Source organism: Micromonospora auratinigra, assembly GCF_900089595.1.
In the GTDB taxonomy this organism is placed as follows: Bacteria; Actinomycetota; Actinomycetes; order Mycobacteriales; family Micromonosporaceae; genus Micromonospora; species Micromonospora auratinigra.
Window position 1 is genome coordinate 5,385,037 of sequence record NZ_LT594323.1, and the last position, 17,156, is coordinate 5,402,192.

Sequence of the window (17,156 nt, forward strand, 5' to 3'; positions counted from 1 at the left end):
CCATTGTGATCTTGTTACCACCTTGTAGGTTGTAGGCGATGCCTGTGGCCTGTGCGCGGAAGGAGTGGTGGCCGTGACCGGATGGGAACCGGCCACCGAGGCCGAGGTGGCGATGCGGGACGCGCTGCGCGCCCAGGACCAGCAGCTCTACTTCCGGCTGCTGACCAGGGTGGAGCTGCTGCTGCCGGTCGCCGGCCAAGGTGCCGCCGGGGCGGGCTGGGGGACCTGGACGACCGGCGGTCGGACGCACATCCTGGCATTCACCTCCGCCGCCGCGCTGCGTGCCTGTCTCGGGCAGAACGCCGGTGCCGCCCGGCGCGTCCCGTACGCCGAACTGGCGGCCGGCTGGCCCAACCACGAGTGGTGGCTGGCGGTCAATCCGGGCCTGCCGATCGAGGGTTACCTGCCGGCCTGGTTCGTGGCGCAACTCTCCCGGGGCGACGTCCGCCTGCCGGGCCGGACCATGGGCGCCCGTGCGCGCCTGGAGCGGGTGCAGAACGCCGCCCGCGCCGGTGCCGGGCCGGCCGACCGGGACGCTTCGGCGTCGAGTGCCGGTGAGCGGTCCGGTCGCCCGGGCGTCGGACCCGCCGTCGACCGCCCGGCCGCCCCCGCCGAGCCGGCCACCGTGCCGTTCCCCGCGTCGCCGGCGTCGGCGGGCAGCGTGGTTCCCGAGCCGGCCACCGTGCCGTTCCCCGCCTCGCCGGCGCCGGCCGGCAGCGTGGTTCCCGAGCCGGCCACCGTGCCCTTCCCCGCCTCGCCGACACCGGCCGGCAGCGTGGCCCCGGAGGTGGCGCACGCCGGGTCTCCGCCGGCGTCGCAGCGCCCCGAGGCGGCGTCCACGCCGCCTTCCCTCGCGTCACGGCGTTCGGAGCCGGCCAACGGTCAGCCCGCCGAGGGTCCCGGCAGTCAACCGGCCAGCGGTGCCCGTGCCGGCGAGGCGGACCGCCCCGCCCTCGACGGCCTCTTCCGCCGTGGCGGTGACCTCGCCGCGCCCGCCGACCGCAGCACCGCCGTCCGGCCTGCTCCCGTCCCGGAGCCCGGATCGGACAGCCTGGCCGGCTGGGTCAGCGATCTGCGCCGACGGCCGGACGAGCCGGACGCCTTCGACGGCAGCGGCCGGGTCGGACCGACGAACGGTCGCCCGACCCCGCCGGCTCCGCCCCCGGCCCGGTCCTTCTTCGAGCCGGCGTCGGGGCGCTCCGCGCGGCGACCGTCCCCACTGGACCAGCCGCACCGCAACGGGGAGCGCGCCGCCCCGCCGTCCCGGTTCGCCCGGGGTGCTCAGCCGTTCCCGCGCCGTCGACCGCTCGACGAGCCGGTGCCGGAGGACCCGACCAGGGCGTTCCGTACCGACGACGGGGACGCGACCCAGGCCGTTCCGGTGGGCCGGCCGGAGGAGCCGCCCCGGGCCTTCCGCCCCGCGCCGCCTCCGCTGACCGCCGAGGAGGCGACCCAGGCGCTGCCGCGCCGCCGTCCCCTCCCCGACGAGGCCCAGGACGCCGAGGAGCGCACCGGTCCCGCCCCCGCGCGCGGAGCCACGACCGACGCGGAGGAACTGCCCTCGTCGGTCGCCGAGCCGGTCTCGGCACCACCCGCCGCGCGCCGCGGCTTCTCGCCGATCGTCATCGAGGGCACCGTCATCGAGGCCCGCGACCTCATCGAGCCGGCGGAGCCGGCCGCGCCGCGGGCCGACCCTGGACCGGTGGTGCCGGAGCCATACTCCGTTCCCAGCGTCCCGCCGCCTGTCCCGGCGACCGCGACCACCACGCCGCAGCCGTTCCGCGTCGAGGAGGCCACGGGCGTCACCGCGCCGCCGCCGTACCGCGTCGAGGAGGCCACGGGCGTCACCGCCGCCGCCGTACCGCGTCGAGGAGGCCACGGGCGTCACCGCGCCGCCGCCGTACCGCACCGGAGTGGGCGGGGACGGCCCGCCGCCGGCCCGCCCCACCGAGCCCACCCCGGTGGTCGCCGACGCCGGTTCCGTGGGCCCGGCCGTGCCGACCGGCAGCCGGACCGAGGGGCCGGACTCCTTCTTCGAGCCCACCGTGCCGCGCTACGAACGCCCCGCACCGCCTGCGGAGCGGTCCTTGTTCGACCCCGCCGGTCCGCCGGCTCGTCAGGACCCCGCCCCCGGGCCCCGCGAGGAGCCGAACGAGGCCTTCCCCGCCTCCCCGGCTCCGCTGGAGGAGCGGACGGAAGCGTTGTTCGCGTCCCCGGTGCCGGACCGCGCCGAGTCGTTCTCCGCGTCCCCGGCCGGGGTGCAGGAGCGGACCGAGGCCCTGTTCATGCCCCCGGCTCCGGTGCAGGACCGCACCGAGTCGCTGTTCGTGTCCCCGTACCGGGCGGAGGAGCCGACGGCGACTCCGGCCGAGCCGGTACGGGAGGCCCGGGCGGACGTGCCGCCGGTCGCCGACCCGACTCCGGCCACGATCCACCCTCCCGCGCCCGTGCCGTCGGACTTCGTGCCGGCGAACGAGGTGGAGGAGGAGTTGCTGGCGGCGGCGGGCAGCGGCAGCACCGACAGCTTCCTCACCACGCTGCTGCTGGCCCGGGTGCTGCTGCCGACGGCGGCCGACTCGGCACCGGGGAGCCGGCCGGGCGACCCGGGCTTCGTCTGGGGCACCGAGGAGCTCGACGGCGGGACGTACGTGGTGGTCTACACCTCGCCGGAACGGCTGGCCGACCGGGTCGACCCGCCGGTCGACACGGTCCGGGTGAAGTTCGTCCAGCTCATCCGGCGCTGGCCGGACGAGGCCTGGTCGTTCGCGGTGAACCCGGGCACCCCGGTCGGTGCCACGTATCCGGGTGAGCAGGTGCTGGCCCTGGCCAACTGGGCCGCGGAGGTCGGCCTCGGCGACGAGCCGGAGAGCGAGCCGGAGGAGACCGGCACCGCGACGACGCCGGCGGCCGAGACGCGCCCGGCCCCGGCCCGGGTCGACCCGACCCGGCCGGTGACCATGCAGAAGGCGGTCGCCCCGAGCCAGCTCGCCTACTACCTGGAGCGCGGCTACGACCGGGTCTCCGGCTTCGTGCACCGGGCCGCCGAACTGGCCCACCTGAGCAGCCCGGCCGAGCTGTACGACGCGCTCGGGCTCGGTCACGCCGGCTCGCCGTTCTCCCGCGAGGCCGACGAGATCTACGTGCTGCGCTGGCCCGCGTACCGGCCCAGTCTCTACCGGATCCCGTACGGCGGCCAGAACGAGGCCGCGATGCGGGCGATGGAGGGCTGGGTGATCGAGCGCCCGCCGTTCCGCGGCAACGGATTCGCGCCGGGGGAGAGCAGCGACGTGGTGGCCGAGTTCAAGGTGGACAGTGCCCGACTGCCGCACGGCGCGCAGTTGTGGCGGATCGGCGCCGACCGCACCGAGCGGGTGGTCGCCATCCTGGACACCGACGCGTTGCTCTGGCGTCAGGTGGGTGAAGCGTGACCCGCGACGGCTACGTGGCCCGCTGGCGGGGCCGGGAGTACCAGGCCAGCCCGGACGGTGACGACGTCCGGCTCTACCAGCCCGAACCGGGGGACGGCTTCGAGGAGGTCCGGCCCGGCCGGTACGTCCGGGTGGTGCCGGCCGCCGAGACCGAGGATCTGGCGTACGTGCGGACCACCTGCACCTGGCAGGGGCAGCCGTTCATCGTGCTGGCCGAGCACGAGGGCTGGCTGCGGGTGGAGTACACCGGCGGGCGCTGGCCGGTGGCCCGGGCGATGGGGCTGGAGGCCTTCGACTTCGGCGTCTACCAGGGTTGGGCACCGGCGAACGAGGTGGCCGAGCTGCGGGAGCAGCGGGTCTGAGTCAGGACTTGGTCCAGCGCAGCACCTCGCCGAGCACCAGGTCCCGGGCCTCCACGTGGGGGAAGTGGCCGACCCCGTCGAGCAGCCGCCACTCGTACGGGGCGCTGACGTAGCGGCCGGAGCCCTGGGCGGTGCGGGGCAGGGACGCCGCATCGAGCGCGCCGTGCAGTTGGAGGGTCGGGGTGACCAGCGGCTTCTGCATCAGCTTGACGAACCGGTAGCCGTGCAGGCGCAGCGCCGACCGGAACGCCCAGCGGTAGCCCTCCAGGGCGCAGAAGGCCGCCTGTGGGATCTGCATGGCGACCCGGCAGCAGCGGGCGTACGCCTCGAACTCCGGCCCGTTCACCCACCGCTCGCCGCCCCAGCGGCGCAGGATCTGCTCCACCTCGGCACCCTCGTCGCGGGTCAGCACGTGCTCGTAGCGGGGCAGCTGGAACTTCAGGGTGGCCGTGGCGGCGCTGAACTGGCCGCGCGGGTCGGCGAAGATGGCCGCCCGCAGCCGGAGCGGGTGCGGGGCCCCCAGCACGACCAGCCGGCGGACCAGGGTGGGGTGGAACGAGGCGGCGGTCCACGCGATGAGCCCGCCGGCGCCGGTCCCGACCAGGGTCGCCGACCGTTCGCCGAGGGCGCGGATCAGGCCGGCCACGTCGGCGGCGAGGGTGTAGCCGTCGTACCCGCGGGGCGGCTTGTCGCTGGCGCCGTACCCGCGCAGGTCGACCGCGACCGCCCGGAACCCGGCGTCGGCGACCGAGGGCAGCAGGTCCTTCCAGGCGTACCAGTACTCGGGGAAGCCGTGCAGGAAGAGCACCATCGGGCCGGTGCCGGCCTCGACGACGTGGAAGCGGCTGCCGTTGGCGCCGACGAACCGGTGCGTCCACGGCCCCTCGGGGAGGACGCAGCCTTCGTCGACGGGTCCGCGGCGCTGGTCGGTCATGGGCACAGCCTAGGGCCGGCATCGCGGCGCGGACCCCGCAGGTGGCCGGGATCAGGGGTTTCTCCGGGCGGCCGGGTCGGGTCGGCCCCGGAAAGGGCGATGCCCGGGCAGGTGACCTGCCCGGGCATCGCGAGGTGGTGCGGTGATCAGCGGTTCAGGAGAAGCGGACCTTCAACGAGGTGCCGTCCTGCTCGAGGACCTTGATCTTGACGCCGGTCGCCGGCAGCTTGACGCCGTGGTTCGGCAGCTCCGGGTACCAGTACTGCTGGGTGTCGTCGAACAGCGGCTGCGCGGCCTGGCCACGGATGTACTGCGGCTGGCTGTTGATGTGCAGCGTGAACGAGTCGGCCTTCTTGAGGCTGAACGGCGCGTCGTAGACCTGGACGCGGGCCCGCCAGGGGTTGCCGGTCAGGTTGTAGATGGGCCGCGGGTGCGCGTCGATGATCATGTTCCGGCCCTCGCCCGGGTGGTCGAACGTGTCGTTGTCCGCCCAACGGAGGTTCCAGTACGAGATCAGCAGACCGGTCTGGTACGCGTAGTGGTCCACGTAGTCCGGCCGGGTGTTCTGGTAGCCGAAGTAGTACGGGCCGGTCTTCAGGTACTTGTCGTACGAGACGTACGACCGGTTGCCGGCGATGTAGTAGTTGTCGAAGTCCTTGGTGTAGGTCTCCGCCTGGATGCTGAAGCCGTTGAGGGCCCAGTTGCCCGCGCCGGCCTCGGCACCGTCGGTGAAGACCGTGGCACCGTCGGCGGTCACGGCGATCGCGTCACCGTAGAAGCCGCCGGCCGAGACGCCACCGTCGGTCGTGTAGTGCAGCCGGAACTGCACCTTCTTGCCCGCCAGCGAGTTCAGCGGGATGTTGACGTCGACCCACTCGGGGGCGCTGTCCTCGTCCGGCGCGCTGGAGCCGGTGAGGGCGAAGCGGCCGGGAGAGATCTCCTTGAGCGCCTTGCCGCCGACCGTGCCGGGCAGCGCCGACCAGGTGGTGCCGCCGTCGGTCGAGGCCTCGAAGAAGAGGTAGTCGAAGTCCTCTTCGATGTTGTAGCGGCCCTTCATGGTAACCGCGGCGCTGGTCTTCCCGGTCAGGTCGATCGTCCGCGTCATCGTGGTGTTCAGGCCGTCGTCGTTGCCCGAGAAGTACTGCTTCGTGCCCTCGAACGGCTTACCGTTGTCGAACGTGTACGTCCGCTTCGGCAGCACCACGACCGCGCCCTGGGCCTTGTCGGAGTTGTACTCCTGCGGGCCCATCTTCAGGGTGCGCTTCTCGCCGGCCTTGATGACCTCGTAGTCGAGCCAGTTGAGCTGGAGCTTGTTCCAGGCGCCGAGGTCACCGCCCCGCTCGCCGATGCCGCCGTCGTTCTTGCCACCGAGGCGGCTCTGGGCCATCAGCGTCCAGTGCTCGTTGTTGTTGTCGCCGCCGTTGTTGACGTTGTAGTCGTCCGGCAGGCCCAGGTCGTGACCGTACTCGTGGTAGAAGACGCTCCGGCCGCCGTTCTCCGGCTGGATGGTGTAGTCACCGATCCACACGCCCGTGTTGCCGATCTCGGTGCCGCCGCCGAGGTTGCCCGCCGGTCCGGTGTTGCTGATGTCGGACGCGAAGGCGTACCAGCGGTGGCTCCAGATGGCGTCCTCGCCGTAGATCGGGTCACCGTCGGCCTCGTCACCGCCGGAGTGGACGATCTGGAAGTGGTCGATGTAGCCGTCCGGCTCGTTGAAGTTGCCGTCGCCGTCGAAATCGTACCGGTCCCACTCATCCATCGACTTGACGTCGGCGGCGATCTGGGCGTCGGTGCGGCCCTGCTTCTTCTGGTCGGCGACCCACTGGTTGGCGGCGTCGCGGACCAGCTCCCAAGTGTTGGAGCAGGTGTTGCTGGGGCAGACGTTCGGGTCGTCGCCGTTGGCGTCCTTGGGGTCGTCGCCCGAGCGGCCGTAGCGGGCCTCGTTGTACTTGACCTTGACCCAGTTGGTGACCTCACCGTCGACGCTGTACCGGCCGGAGGACTGGGCCTCGTAGTACTGCTTCAGCGACTCGTCACCGGGGGCGGTGCCGAAGTAGAGCTTGCGGAAGTAGTCGGCGTCGTAGTTCGGCTGCCAGACCGTGGAGTTGTCGACCGCACGGTTGGGCTGCGGGATCTGGTTGCTGAGCGGGCCGTCGAACTTGACCGGACCCGCCGTCCTCGGGGTCGTGTCCTTGTCCGGGAAGTCCGGGTGCCGCTCGTCGCCGAACTCGGCCAGGATCACGAAGATCTTGTCGGTTCGCTCGCGGCCGAGCTCGACGTACTGGTCCTCGGTCGGACCCGCGCCGGTCCGGGTGCTCTTGGTGAGCCCGCGGGCGGCGGGGCCCTCGGCGGCCTTCGTGCCGACCTTGACGACCGTGCTGCCGTTGATCTTCTGGGCCTTGGCGCGCCCGGAGAGGACCTCGCTGAGGCCCTCCTGACGCAGTGCCCGCCGCTTGGTTTCCAGCGGGTTGGGCAGGTCGTGCTCAGCCTGCTGCGGCTCGCTGACCGACGGCGCGGGCGCCGGCAGCTTCGGCGTCGGCGCGGCACTGGCGGCCGTTCCGGCCATCAGTCCCGTCGCCGTCAACGAAAGCCCGAGCAGACCCACTGCGACTTTGCGCACGTGGATACCTCCGGTGTGAGGGAACCGGCCCAACGGGGGTACGGGCCGGTGAAGATGTCCCACGTGTGGGACCAATGGTGAACATAGAACGTCCTGTGACGCGTGGGAAGACTGGTGCGTCGATTTGTAGCAACTTTTTGTTGGGAACGACTCGGGGCGTCACATCTCGATCGGTCGATCGGTCGGCCGGAGCAGCCCGAACGTCCCCTGGGCACGCGAAAGGGGCCGGTGGCGTCGCCGCCACCGGCCCCTCCCGTTCTGGTGCTACCCGGTCAGTTGGTGACCTTGACGACCATGTCGCTGTCCGGGGTGGTGCCCTGCTGCAGGATCTCGATCTTGGTGCCGGTGCCGGCGACCTTCACCGAGTTCCACGGGTTGCTGCTGTTCCAGTACTTGTTCGACCCGCTGTCGGTGAAGAGCGGGTTCGGGTCGAGTGCCGGCACGGTGACCGCCACGCCGTTCTTGTGGAAGGTCTGCGCCGGCTTGGCGTACAGGCTGAACGTCGCGTCGTAACCGTTGCGCCGGTTGCTGATGACGCCCTGGTTGCCGGCCTTGATCTGGCCCGGACGAACGTCGACCGGGAGGTTGAGGCCGTAGCCCGGGTGGGCCGACGTGTTGTTGTCGCCGTACGCGTAGTTCACGTACCAGACCAGCATGCCGGGCTGGTTCGAGAAGCGCTCGACGAAGTCCGGCCGGGTGTCGCCCCAGCCGAAGTTGTAGCCACCGGTCCGCAGCGTGTCGTCGTAACCGAAGTAGGTCCGGTTCTCGGCGATGTAGAAGCGGGGGTAGGTGTCGGTGACCGAGCCGCCCATCCGGGTGAAGCCCTTGGCCGTCCAGGCGGCGTCCAGCGTCTCCGCGTCGTCCGAGAAGACGACCGAGCCGTTCTTGGTCAGCGCGATGTTGTCCAGGAACGGGCCCGCCAGGTGCACGCCGCCGTCGGTGGCGTAGCGGTAGCGGAAGCTCACCGTCTTGCCGGCGTACGCCGACAGGTCGTAGGTCAGGTCGACCCAGTTGCCGCTGGTGGAGCCGTCGACACCGGTCTCGCCGGCGTCGATCAGCGAGTTGGACAGGGCGGACCAGGTGGCCCCGCCGTCGGTCGACACCTCGCCGTAGAGGTAGTCGTAGTCCTCCTCGATGTCCCACTGGGCCTTCGCGGTGATCGACGCGGAGGTCGCCCCGGTCAGGTCCAGGGTGCGGGTCAGCGTGGTGTTCAGGTCGTCCGCGCTGCCGCCCCACCACTCGTACGACCCGCCGAACGGCGTGTTGTAGCTCGTGGTCTGGTTCTGGGCGGGCAGGTTGACGATGACCGCCTGGGCCTTCGGCCCGTCACTGTCACCGGCCGGGCCGAGGGTCACCTGGGTGGAGCCCTTGCCGTAGTCGACCGCGGTGTAGTTCAGCCAGCCCAGGAAGAGCTTCGACCACGGGTCCATGTAGCCCGGGGTCGAGCCGATGTCGTCGGTGCCGTGGCTCAGCCAGGAACCGGAGGACATCAGCGTCCAGAAGCCCGTGCCGTTGTCGCCACCCGCGGTGTCGTACAGGTCCGGCAGACCGAGGTCGTGACCGTACTCGTGGGTGAAGACACCGAGCCCACCGTTCTCCGGCTCCGTGGTGTAGTCACGGATCCACATCCCGGTGTCGCCGATCTGGACACCACCCGCGAGGTTGCCGGCCGGACCGGCCTTGCCCTCGAGGTTGGGGAACGCGGCCCAGCGGTGCGACCAGATGGCGTCCTCGCCCTGGGCGCCGCCACCGGCCTCCTCACCCTCGCCGGCGTGCACCGCCTGGAAGTGGTCGAGGTAGCCGTCGGGCTCGTTGAAGTTGCCGTCGCCGTCGTAGTCGTACCGGTCCCAGATGTCGAACTGGGCCAGGTAGTCCTTGATCTGCTGCGGCGTCTTGCCGGCCTTGATCTGGCTGTCATACCAGGACGTGGCGCTGTCCTTGATGAAGTTCCAGGAGCCGTCGGCGTCGGAGATGGCGTTGCTGCCGTACCGCGCCTCGTTGTAGGGAACGGTGACCCAGTCGCTCACGTCACCGTTGACGGTGTACCGGCCGCCGGACTGCTTGAGGTAGAAGTCCTTGAACGACTCGCCCTCGCCGTAGAACATGTCCATGTAGTGCGCCCGGTCGAAGTTCGAGCGCCACAGGGTGCTGTTGTTGTCGGTCGGGCTGCCGTCCCAGTTGCGGTCCGGCTCGGGGATCTGGTTGACCACCGGGCCGGGGGTGCCGCCGGTACGCGGGTCGGTCTTGTCGCCGAAGTTGACCAGCATCGTGAAGATGGGGTCGGTCTTCGGCGCCTGCTGGTACTCGACGAACAGGTCGTCCTTGACCTGGATGACCTTCGAGCCGTTGCGCGTCTGGAGCTTGGCCTTGCCCTTGAGCAGGTCGGAGATCGCCTGCTTCTTGACCTCCCGCAGCTGATCCGCCTTCGGATCGGGCAGGTTGTCCTTGCCGTGCTTGGCCTTCTCGACGCCGGGGGTGGGCTCCGCCGCCGGGGCAGCGGATGCCGGCGCGGTGACCACGCCGGCTGCCAGCAGCGCGGCCGCGGCCGAAGCCAGGCCCGCCGTGACTCGTCTCCTCAAAGGTCCTCCTCCTTTGTGGAACTGTTACATGACAGGGACAACTACAGCCATCGCTGTCATGTCATGCGTCACTCACAATGGCACGGGTTTGCATCGTTGTCACCGGTCAATCACCCGAGTCGCGAGGCTTCTTATGCGGTCAAATTAGGACCAATGGGCGCGCGGAAGCGGGTCCAATTCACGTAACGTTTCGGTCACGATCACTTAAAGTAACGGTGATTATGAGGTCCCCAATGAGGAGCGCCCCGGGCGGCAAAAATGTCACACCGATCGGCAGAAGGATTCAGGCGCCTGTAAGACGACGGGGCCCGTCCGGAGCAGTGTGCTCCAGACGGGCCCCGCCCGGTGTCCCGACGCGCCGGGACGGTTCAGCTCACGGGGTAGCCGAGGTCACGTACACGGTCGCGTACGAGTTGTCCTTGGCCGCCCGCTTGATGACGATCGAGACGCCGTACGCGAGCCCGGCGTCACCCGGGTTGCCGGTGCCGAGGACGATCGCGCCGCCGCCCAGCGTGGCCCCGTAGTACGCCGTCGCCGGCGAGCCGTCCGGGTTGGTGACCCGGGTGCTGTACTTCGCGTTGCCCCGCGACGGGATCACCACGGAGGCGTCGTTGTCCCGGGCGTACGCGGCGCCGTTGCGGATCTCGATGCCCGGGTACCAGCCCTTGGCGTCGGTGAAGCCGGCCACCGGCGCCTGCGCCCCGAACGAGGTGCAGTACTCGCTGTACGGCTCGTCCGCCGCCTCCAGGCACTCCTTGAACGGGTACGTCGGGTTCAGCGAGAAGGCCGCGTTGGACGACTGCGGACGGCTGGGCAGGTTGTCCAGCACCGACGGGTCCTTCACTGCCGCCTCACCGGCCCGGCGCAGCGGGTCGTTGTGCGAGTCGACGATCAGCAGGCCGCCCTTGGCGCCGTAGCTGGGCAGCGAGGTCATCTGCGCGGTGACGTGGTTGACGTCGCCGAGCACGGTGTCCCGGTACCAGACCAGCATGCCGGGGGCGTTGTACGCGACCCGGTCGACCTTCCAGGCCTCGTGCGAGTAGACCGTGTCGTAGGTGTACTTCAGGCCCTTGTCGAAGCCGTCGAAGTTGCGCCACTCGGCCAGGTAGTACTGCGCCTTGACCTGGGTGCCGGCGTCGATGTGCCAGCCCGCCCCGGTGGTGTCGGTGAAGCTGCCACCGGTCTGGGTCCAGCCGGCCGCGCCGCTCTCGACGTCGTCGCTCCAGGTGGTCGCGCCGCCGCCGGTGACCGAGAAGTCGTCGGCGAACCAGCCCCGCTCCGCGAAAGCCGCGTCGGTGGCGTAACGGAGCCGCACCTGCACGGTCTGCCCGGCGTACGCCGACAGGTCGACGTAGTCGTGCCGCCAGCCGGCGCTGCTGCCGGTCAGGCCGTACTTCTTGTTGCCGTAGTCGCCCATCCGGCCGTTCGGGTCCGCGTAGCCGTCGTTGGTGGAGACCAGTTTGCCGGTGGCGTCGTAGACCTTCCGCTCGGTCCAGGTGGCGCCGCCGTCGGTGGAGACCTCGACGAAGCCGTAGTCCCAGTCCGCCTCGATGACGTAGTTGTTCCACATCCAGAACTTCGCGTCCGCGGCGTTCGGGACGGTCACCGTCCGGCTCAGCTTGACGTCGGCCCAGTCCTGGTCGGCGCCGGAATACCACATGTTCGCGCCGCTGTGCGGCTGGGCCAGGGTGATCACCTTGTCCGGCAGGTTGACCTTGATGCCGTCCTTGGTGCCCACCGGCGTCCGGGAGGTCTGCCCGAGCTGCACCGCGCGGGCGTCGTCACCCGGCCTGATCTCCAGCGGGTCGGCCCAGCCGAGCACCCACTTGTCCCAGAGGCCCATGTGGGTCGGCAGCGCCTGGAAGATCTCACCCGAGTGCGACCCCGAGGCCATCAGGTCCCAGAAGTCGACGTCCGAGTCGGCGTTGCCGGAGGTGTCATAGAGGTCCGGCAGGCCGAGGTCGTGGCCGAACTCGTGGGCGAAGACACCGACCCCGGCGTCCTCCGGCTGCACGATGTAGTTCGACACCTTCAGGTTGGTGCCGGGGATGGTGTAGCCGCCGGCCACCGCCGAGGAGTGCGCCCAGACGGAGTAGACGCCCACATCGCCGCCACCGCGCGACTTGCCCTGGTTGGCGTGCACGAGCACCAGGTGGTCGATCACGCCGTCCGGCTCGTTGACGTTGCCGTCACCGTCGCGGTCGCTCTGGTCCTCGATGTCGTAGTCGGCCCAGGGGAAGTTCGGGTCCATCTCGGCCAGCGCGTCGATCGCGTCCGTGGCCAGCCGGCCCGCGCCGAGCGGGTTGTCCGGGTGACCGTTCATCGACTGCTGGCGGCCGGCGACCCAGTTGCCGTTCTCGTCCTTGAAGCAGCGCGATGCCGCGTACCAGCCCTCGGAGTGCGGCACGGTGATCCACGGGCTGGCCTGCCCGTCCACCGTGTACGCGCCCTTCGACATCTCCAGGTACATGTTGTGCATCGTGCGGCCGGTGAGGTCGATGCCCGGCTTGCCGTCCGGCCCGGTCAGGTCGGTGCGGACCCGGTCGGTGATGCCCTCCTTGGTGTAGAGCATCTTGTCGTAGTGCGCGGGCGAGAAGTCCGGCACCCACATCGAGTTGTTGTCCTCGTGCGGCAGGGTGGCCGGATTCGGGATGGTGTTGTGCTTCGGGCCGTTCTGCACGGTGCCGAGGACACAGCTCCGGTCCTCGAAGACCGTCTTCGGCACGTAGACGTCGGTGAAGTCGTCGTTGGCCTGGTCGTTGAACTCCACCAGCAGGGTGAGCAGCTTGGCGGTCTGGGTGCCCTTGGCCTGCTTGATCTGGCGCGGACTCTTGCCGGTCTTGATCGCCTTCGCCTCGGCCTTCGCCAACTCCCGCGCGGCCACCGGGTTGCCCCCGGCGAACTTGCGGTCGTAGGCCCGGGCCTCGTCGGCGGCGGTGGTGAAGACCCCGTCCTTGCCCTTGACCTCCTTGCCGGCCGTGTCCGGCTGGACCTCCGGCTCGGCGTAGTTGACGTAGAACTCGTCGGCCCCGATGGTCGGGCTGCCCCCGGACTGCTGGGCCGCAGCGCTGCCGGTCACGGTCAGCGACGCGGCGGCGAGGGCGATGGCGGGCAGCGCGACGAGTAGTCGTCGGCGTGACCCGGATTGCGGAAAGGTGTTCATGCCGCTCCGTTCGTGGGGCATGGGAGGAGAGAACCGGCCGGTCGTGGCGTCGCAGTGACACCCGTCGACCTGGATCCGGATGCGGCTGAACCTAGATGACGGCGTGCTGCCACTGAGAGGGGTGACAGCGCCCCTCTGACCGATCGGCCCGCCGGGCCTCCACCGAACCTCCGAGGCGTACCCCCGGAAAGACGACGGTGGGTGACGGCCCGTCGGACCGTCACCCACCCGCAGCGGTACGTCTGTGCTCAGTCCTCGTCGGACTTGCCGCCACCCATTCCCGAGGAGATCAGCTCCATCACCGAGGAGTCCTGGAGCGTGGTGACGTCGCCGAGCGAGCGGTTCTCCGCCACGTCCCGCAGCAGCCGGCGCATGATCTTGCCGGAGCGCGTCTTCGGCAGCTCCGGCACCAGCAGGATCTGCCGCGGCTTGGCGATCGGGCCGAGCGTCCTCGCCACGTGGTTGCGCAGCTCGGCGATGAGCTGCTCGCCGGCCTCCCCGGAGGTCTCGGCGCTGCCGCGCGGGATGGCGAACGCGACGATCGCCTGCCCGGTGGTCGGGTCGGTCGCGCCCACCACCGCCGCCTCGGCCACCGCCGGGTGGCTGACCAGGGCCGACTCCACCTCGGTGGTGGAGATGTTGTGCCCGGACACCAGCATCACGTCGTCGACCCGGCCGAGCAGCCAGATGTGGCCGTCGGCGTCCTTCTTCGCGCCGTCACCGGCGAAGTAGATCCACTCGTCGCCACCGGTCGACCCGGCGCCCGCGCCGAACCGCGACCAGTACGTCTCCAGGAACCGGTTGTCGTCGCCCCAGATGGTCCGCAGCATCGACGGCCACGGCTCGCGGAGCACCAGGTAACCGCCGCCGCCGTTCGGCACCGACTGGCCCTGGTCGTCCACCACGTCGGCGGCGATGCCGGGCAGCGGGGTCATCGCCGAGCCGGGCTTGGTCTCGGTGACGCCGGGCAGCGGGGAGATCATGATCGCGCCGGTCTCGGTCTGCCACCAGGTGTCGACGATCGGCAGCTCGCCCCGGCCGACGTGCTGGCGGTACCACATCCACGCCTCCGGGTTGATCGGCTCGCCGACGCTGCCGAGCAGGCGCAGGGTGGAGAGGTCGTACCCGGCCGGGATGTCCTCGCCCCACTTCATCATGGTGCGGATCAGCGTCGGCGCGGTGTACAGGATGGTCACCTTGTACTTGTCGACGACCTCCCAGAACCGGCCCTTGTGCGGGGTGTCCGGGGTGCCCTCGTACATGACCTGGGTGGCGCCGTTGGAGAGCGGGCCGTACACGATGTAGGAGTGCCCGGTGACCCAGCCGATGTCGGCGGTGCACCAGTAGACGTCCGTCTCCGGCTTCAGGTCGAACACCGCGTGGGTGGTGTACGACGCCTGGGTCAGGTAGCCGCCGGTGGTGTGCAGGATGCCCTTCGGCCGGGCGGTGGTGCCGCTGGTGTAGAGGATGAAGAGCGGGTGCTCGGCGTCGAACGGCTGCGCGGTGTGCTCGGCGGCGGCGGTCTCCACCGTCTCGTGCCACCAGTGGTCCTTGTCCGACCAGGCGACCTCCTCGCCGGTCCGGCGGACCACCAGCACGTGCTCGACCGACGGGCAGTTCGCCACCGCCTCGTCGACGGTCGGCTTGAGCGCCGACGGCTTGCCCCGGCGGTAGCCGCCGTCGGCGGTGATCACCACCTTGGCGCTGGCGTCCTGGATCCGGTTGGTCAGCGCGTCGGCGGAGAAGCCGCCGAAGACCACGCTGTGGGTGGCACCGATCCGGGCGCAGGCCAGCATCGCCACCGCCGCCTCGGGGATCATCGGCAGGTAGATCGCCACCCGGTCACCGGCGGTGACCCCCAGGTCGGTCAGCGCGTTCGCCGCCCGGCAGGTCAGCTCGTGCAGGTCGGCGTAGGTGAGGGTGCGGGTGTCGCCCGGCTCGCCCTCCCAGTGGATCGCCACCTTGTCGCCCCGGCCGGCCTCCACGTGCCGGTCCAGGCAGTTGTACGCCACGTTGAGCCGCCCGCCCACGAACCACTTGGCGAACGGCGCGTTCGACCAGTCGAGCACCTGGTCCCACTGCTGCGCCCAGGCCAGCCGGTCGGCCTGGCGCGCCCAGAAGGCCAGCCGGTCCCCGGCCGCCTCGTCGTACGCGGCACCGGTCACGTTGGCGTTCGCGGCGAGTTCGGCCGGCGGCGGGAACTGGCGCGTCTCGTTCAGCAAGTTGGCCAATGCCTCGCTCATGCGGTGACTCCTTCGTCGCGTGACCTGCGTCTCCTACCCGGGGAAGGTTAGTCCGGCCGTACCCCCGCCGCGACCGCCCGGGGAGGCCCGGCGCGCCCAGCGGCCCCCGCCGCGCGCTCAGTTGTCAGGAAGGGTCCCCGTCAACGCCTCCGGTGGAGAAGGGTCCCCTTCTCGCCGCCCGGTCCGGCGGCTGGATAGCGTGACGGGGTGACCACCGATCCGCTCGCCCCGCTGCTGGCGCTCGCCGACATCGCCCCCGCCGTGGACCGGGCCCGGGAGCGGGTCGACCAGGCCCACCGGCACCGTGCGCTGCGCCGCCACGGCGGACCGGTCGCCGCCGAGGTCAGCCTCCGCTCGGCCGTTGCCAGCGCTGCCCTGGAGGGCCGCCCGCACGACCGCGAGGAGGTACGCGCCGGCACCGTCACCGACCCGCTGCTGCAAGGGGCGCTGCGGGTGGCCGGGGCGCTGCCGGGGCTGAGCGAGCTGTGGCCGAAGGCGCCCCGGCAGGTCCTGGCCCGGCTGCACGTGCTCGCCGCCCGCGACGTCGTCGACGAGGCGGAACTGGGCCGGCCGGTCACCGACCCGGTGGTGGCGGCGCGCCTCGACGGGTTGGCCGGGTTGGTCGCCGGGGGGACCCGGGTGCCCCCGCTGGTGTTGGCCGCAGTGGTGCACGGCGAGCTGCTGAACCTGCGCCCGTTCGCCGGGCCGTCCGGGGTGGTGGCCCGGGCCGCCGCCCGGCTCGTACTGATCTCCACCGGCTTCGACCCGCGTGGGCTGGTCGCGGTGGACGTGGGCCACCGGGAGCGGGAGCCGGAGTACGTGGGCGCGGCCGGCGCCTTCGCCACCGGCACCCCCGACGGGCTGCGCTCCTGGCTGCGCCACTACATGAGCGCGGTGGAGGTCGGCGCCGACCAGATCGGCCTGATCGGTGACGAGGTGCTGGCCGCCGACTGACCGGCTCAGTCCCGCCGGGCCGCCCGGTTGACCTTGGCCTGGAGGGCCCGCCGGGCCAGTGGCCCGAGATCGTCGACGACCTCGATCAGCACCGCGAGCTGGTCGAGCGCCGCGAGTGCCCGGTCGGCGGCCGCCGGGTCGACGCCGTCATAGAGCTCGAACCCGATGAACGCGGCCGACATGGCCCGGGCCAGCCCGGGTACGTCCGCGATCTCGGCGAACGGGGAACCGGCGAGCAGCCGGCGCAGCACCGGTTCCAGCTCGTCCACCCAGAGCTGGAGCGCGGCGGCGGTCGGGGCGGCGAGCCGCTCCTCGGTCTGCGCGCCGGCCAGCATCTGGGCCAGGAACGAGACGTTGCCCAGCTCGCGCTCCTGCGCGTGCAGGGCGCGGCCGACGGTGAGCAGTTCTCGCAGCGAGCCGACGCCGGAGAGGCGGGCCGCCCAGTGCGCCACCCGCTCGGCGGTGCTGGCCCGGCAGGCCGCCGTCAGCAGGTCGTCGACGCTGCCGTAGTGGTAGAAGACCAGGGCCTGGTTCACCCCGGCGGCGGCGGCGATCGTACGGGCCGAGACGCCGGCGATGCCGTGCTCGCGGATCGCCGTCATCGCCCCGTCGAGGAGGCGCTGCTTGGTGTCGGACATGGTCCTCCTCGGGGCGGCACCGGATGCGGCGGTGCGATCATCGCATCGGGGACCGGTCGGGCCGGTCGGCCGGGCCGGGCAGCCGCAGCGTCCGGCCGAGCAGGTCCCCGGCCAGGTGGAGATGTTCGGGTGCGCGGGCGACGGCGGCCATCCCCCGTTCCTCGTGGCCGTCGCCGCCCACCGACCCTCGTTTGAGCGGTCGCTCAAGCCGGAGGATAGGTGAGTTCGAGCAACC

9 protein-coding genes and 1 pseudogene are annotated in these 17,156 nt (G+C 71.3%); 3 read left to right on the forward strand and 7 right to left on the reverse strand.

Annotation, left to right across the window (positions count from 1 at the left end):
* The first annotated feature begins 73 nt into the window (after nt 1–73).
* Nucleotides 74–3,428, forward strand: a pseudogene (locus GA0070611_RS32535) (SseB family protein).
* Nucleotides 3,425–3,790, forward strand: a complete 366-nt coding sequence (locus tag GA0070611_RS24410; protein WP_091668746.1) for a hypothetical protein — start codon at nt 3,425–3,427, stop codon at nt 3,788–3,790. The pseudogene GA0070611_RS32535 and the gene GA0070611_RS24410 overlap by 4 nt, the downstream one beginning before the upstream one ends.
* A gap of 1 nt (nt 3,791) precedes the next feature.
* Here the strand turns inward: GA0070611_RS24410 and GA0070611_RS24415 are convergent, their stop codons facing one another.
* The 5 genes from GA0070611_RS24415 to acs all read right to left on the reverse strand — a co-directional run bounded on the left by GA0070611_RS24415 (nt 3,792) and on the right by acs (nt 15,329).
* Complete coding sequence (locus GA0070611_RS24415) at nt 3,792–4,724, reverse strand: alpha/beta fold hydrolase (RefSeq protein ID WP_091668751.1); 933 nt, start codon at nt 4,722–4,724, stop codon at nt 3,792–3,794.
* A gap of 154 nt (nt 4,725–4,878) precedes the next feature.
* Nucleotides 4,879–7,329 (reverse strand): immune inhibitor A domain-containing protein, encoded by a 2,451-nt coding sequence (locus GA0070611_RS24420; protein WP_091668755.1) that lies wholly within the window; start codon nt 7,327–7,329, stop codon nt 4,879–4,881.
* A 287-nt stretch (nt 7,330–7,616) separates the two neighbouring features.
* Nucleotides 7,617–9,923 (reverse strand): immune inhibitor A domain-containing protein, encoded by a 2,307-nt coding sequence (locus GA0070611_RS24425; protein WP_091668758.1) that lies wholly within the window; start codon nt 9,921–9,923, stop codon nt 7,617–7,619.
* Between the two features lie 373 nt (nt 9,924–10,296).
* Nucleotides 10,297–13,086: an immune inhibitor A domain-containing protein gene (locus GA0070611_RS24430; protein WP_091668762.1), complete on the reverse strand. Its 2,790-nt coding sequence runs from the start codon at nt 13,084–13,086 to the stop codon at nt 10,297–10,299.
* 248 nt (nt 13,087–13,334) lie between these two features.
* Complete coding sequence (gene acs / locus GA0070611_RS24435) at nt 13,335–15,329, reverse strand: acetate--CoA ligase (RefSeq protein WP_091668766.1); 1,995 nt, start codon at nt 15,327–15,329, stop codon at nt 13,335–13,337.
* Between the two features lie 207 nt (nt 15,330–15,536).
* Between acs and GA0070611_RS24440 the strand changes: the two genes are divergently transcribed.
* The gene (locus tag GA0070611_RS24440; protein WP_091668770.1) at nt 15,537–16,283 is read left to right on the forward strand and encodes a Fic family protein; all 747 of its coding nucleotides are present in this window, start codon (nt 15,537–15,539) and stop codon (nt 16,281–16,283) included.
* A 5-nt stretch (nt 16,284–16,288) separates the two neighbouring features.
* Here GA0070611_RS24440 and GA0070611_RS24445 read toward each other — a convergent pair whose 3' ends face one another.
* Together GA0070611_RS24445 and GA0070611_RS31180 are read right to left on the reverse strand one after the other, a co-directional pair.
* Nucleotides 16,289–16,921 (reverse strand): TetR/AcrR family transcriptional regulator, encoded by a 633-nt coding sequence (locus GA0070611_RS24445; RefSeq protein WP_091668773.1) that lies wholly within the window; start codon nt 16,919–16,921, stop codon nt 16,289–16,291.
* 37 nt (nt 16,922–16,958) lie between these two features.
* On the reverse strand, nt 16,959–17,102 hold the full coding sequence (locus GA0070611_RS31180; protein ID WP_157740381.1) for a hypothetical protein: 144 nt from the start codon (nt 17,100–17,102) through the stop codon (nt 16,959–16,961).
* Nucleotides 17,103–17,156: the final 54 nt, after the last annotated feature.

Bases quoted from the DNA above. Each gene is read 5' to 3' on its own strand.
- acs (WP_091668766.1), bottom strand. From the start codon at position 15,329: ATGAGCGAGGCATTGGCCAACTTGCTGAACGAGACGCGCCAGTTCCCG.
- GA0070611_RS24430 (WP_091668762.1), bottom strand. From the start codon at position 13,086: ATGAACACCTTTCCGCAATCCGGGTCACGCCGACGACTACTCGTCGCG.
- GA0070611_RS24445 (WP_091668773.1), bottom strand. From the start codon at position 16,921: ATGTCCGACACCAAGCAGCGCCTCCTCGACGGGGCGATGACGGCGATC.
- GA0070611_RS24415 (WP_091668751.1), bottom strand. From the start codon at position 4,724: ATGACCGACCAGCGCCGCGGACCCGTCGACGAAGGCTGCGTCCTCCCC.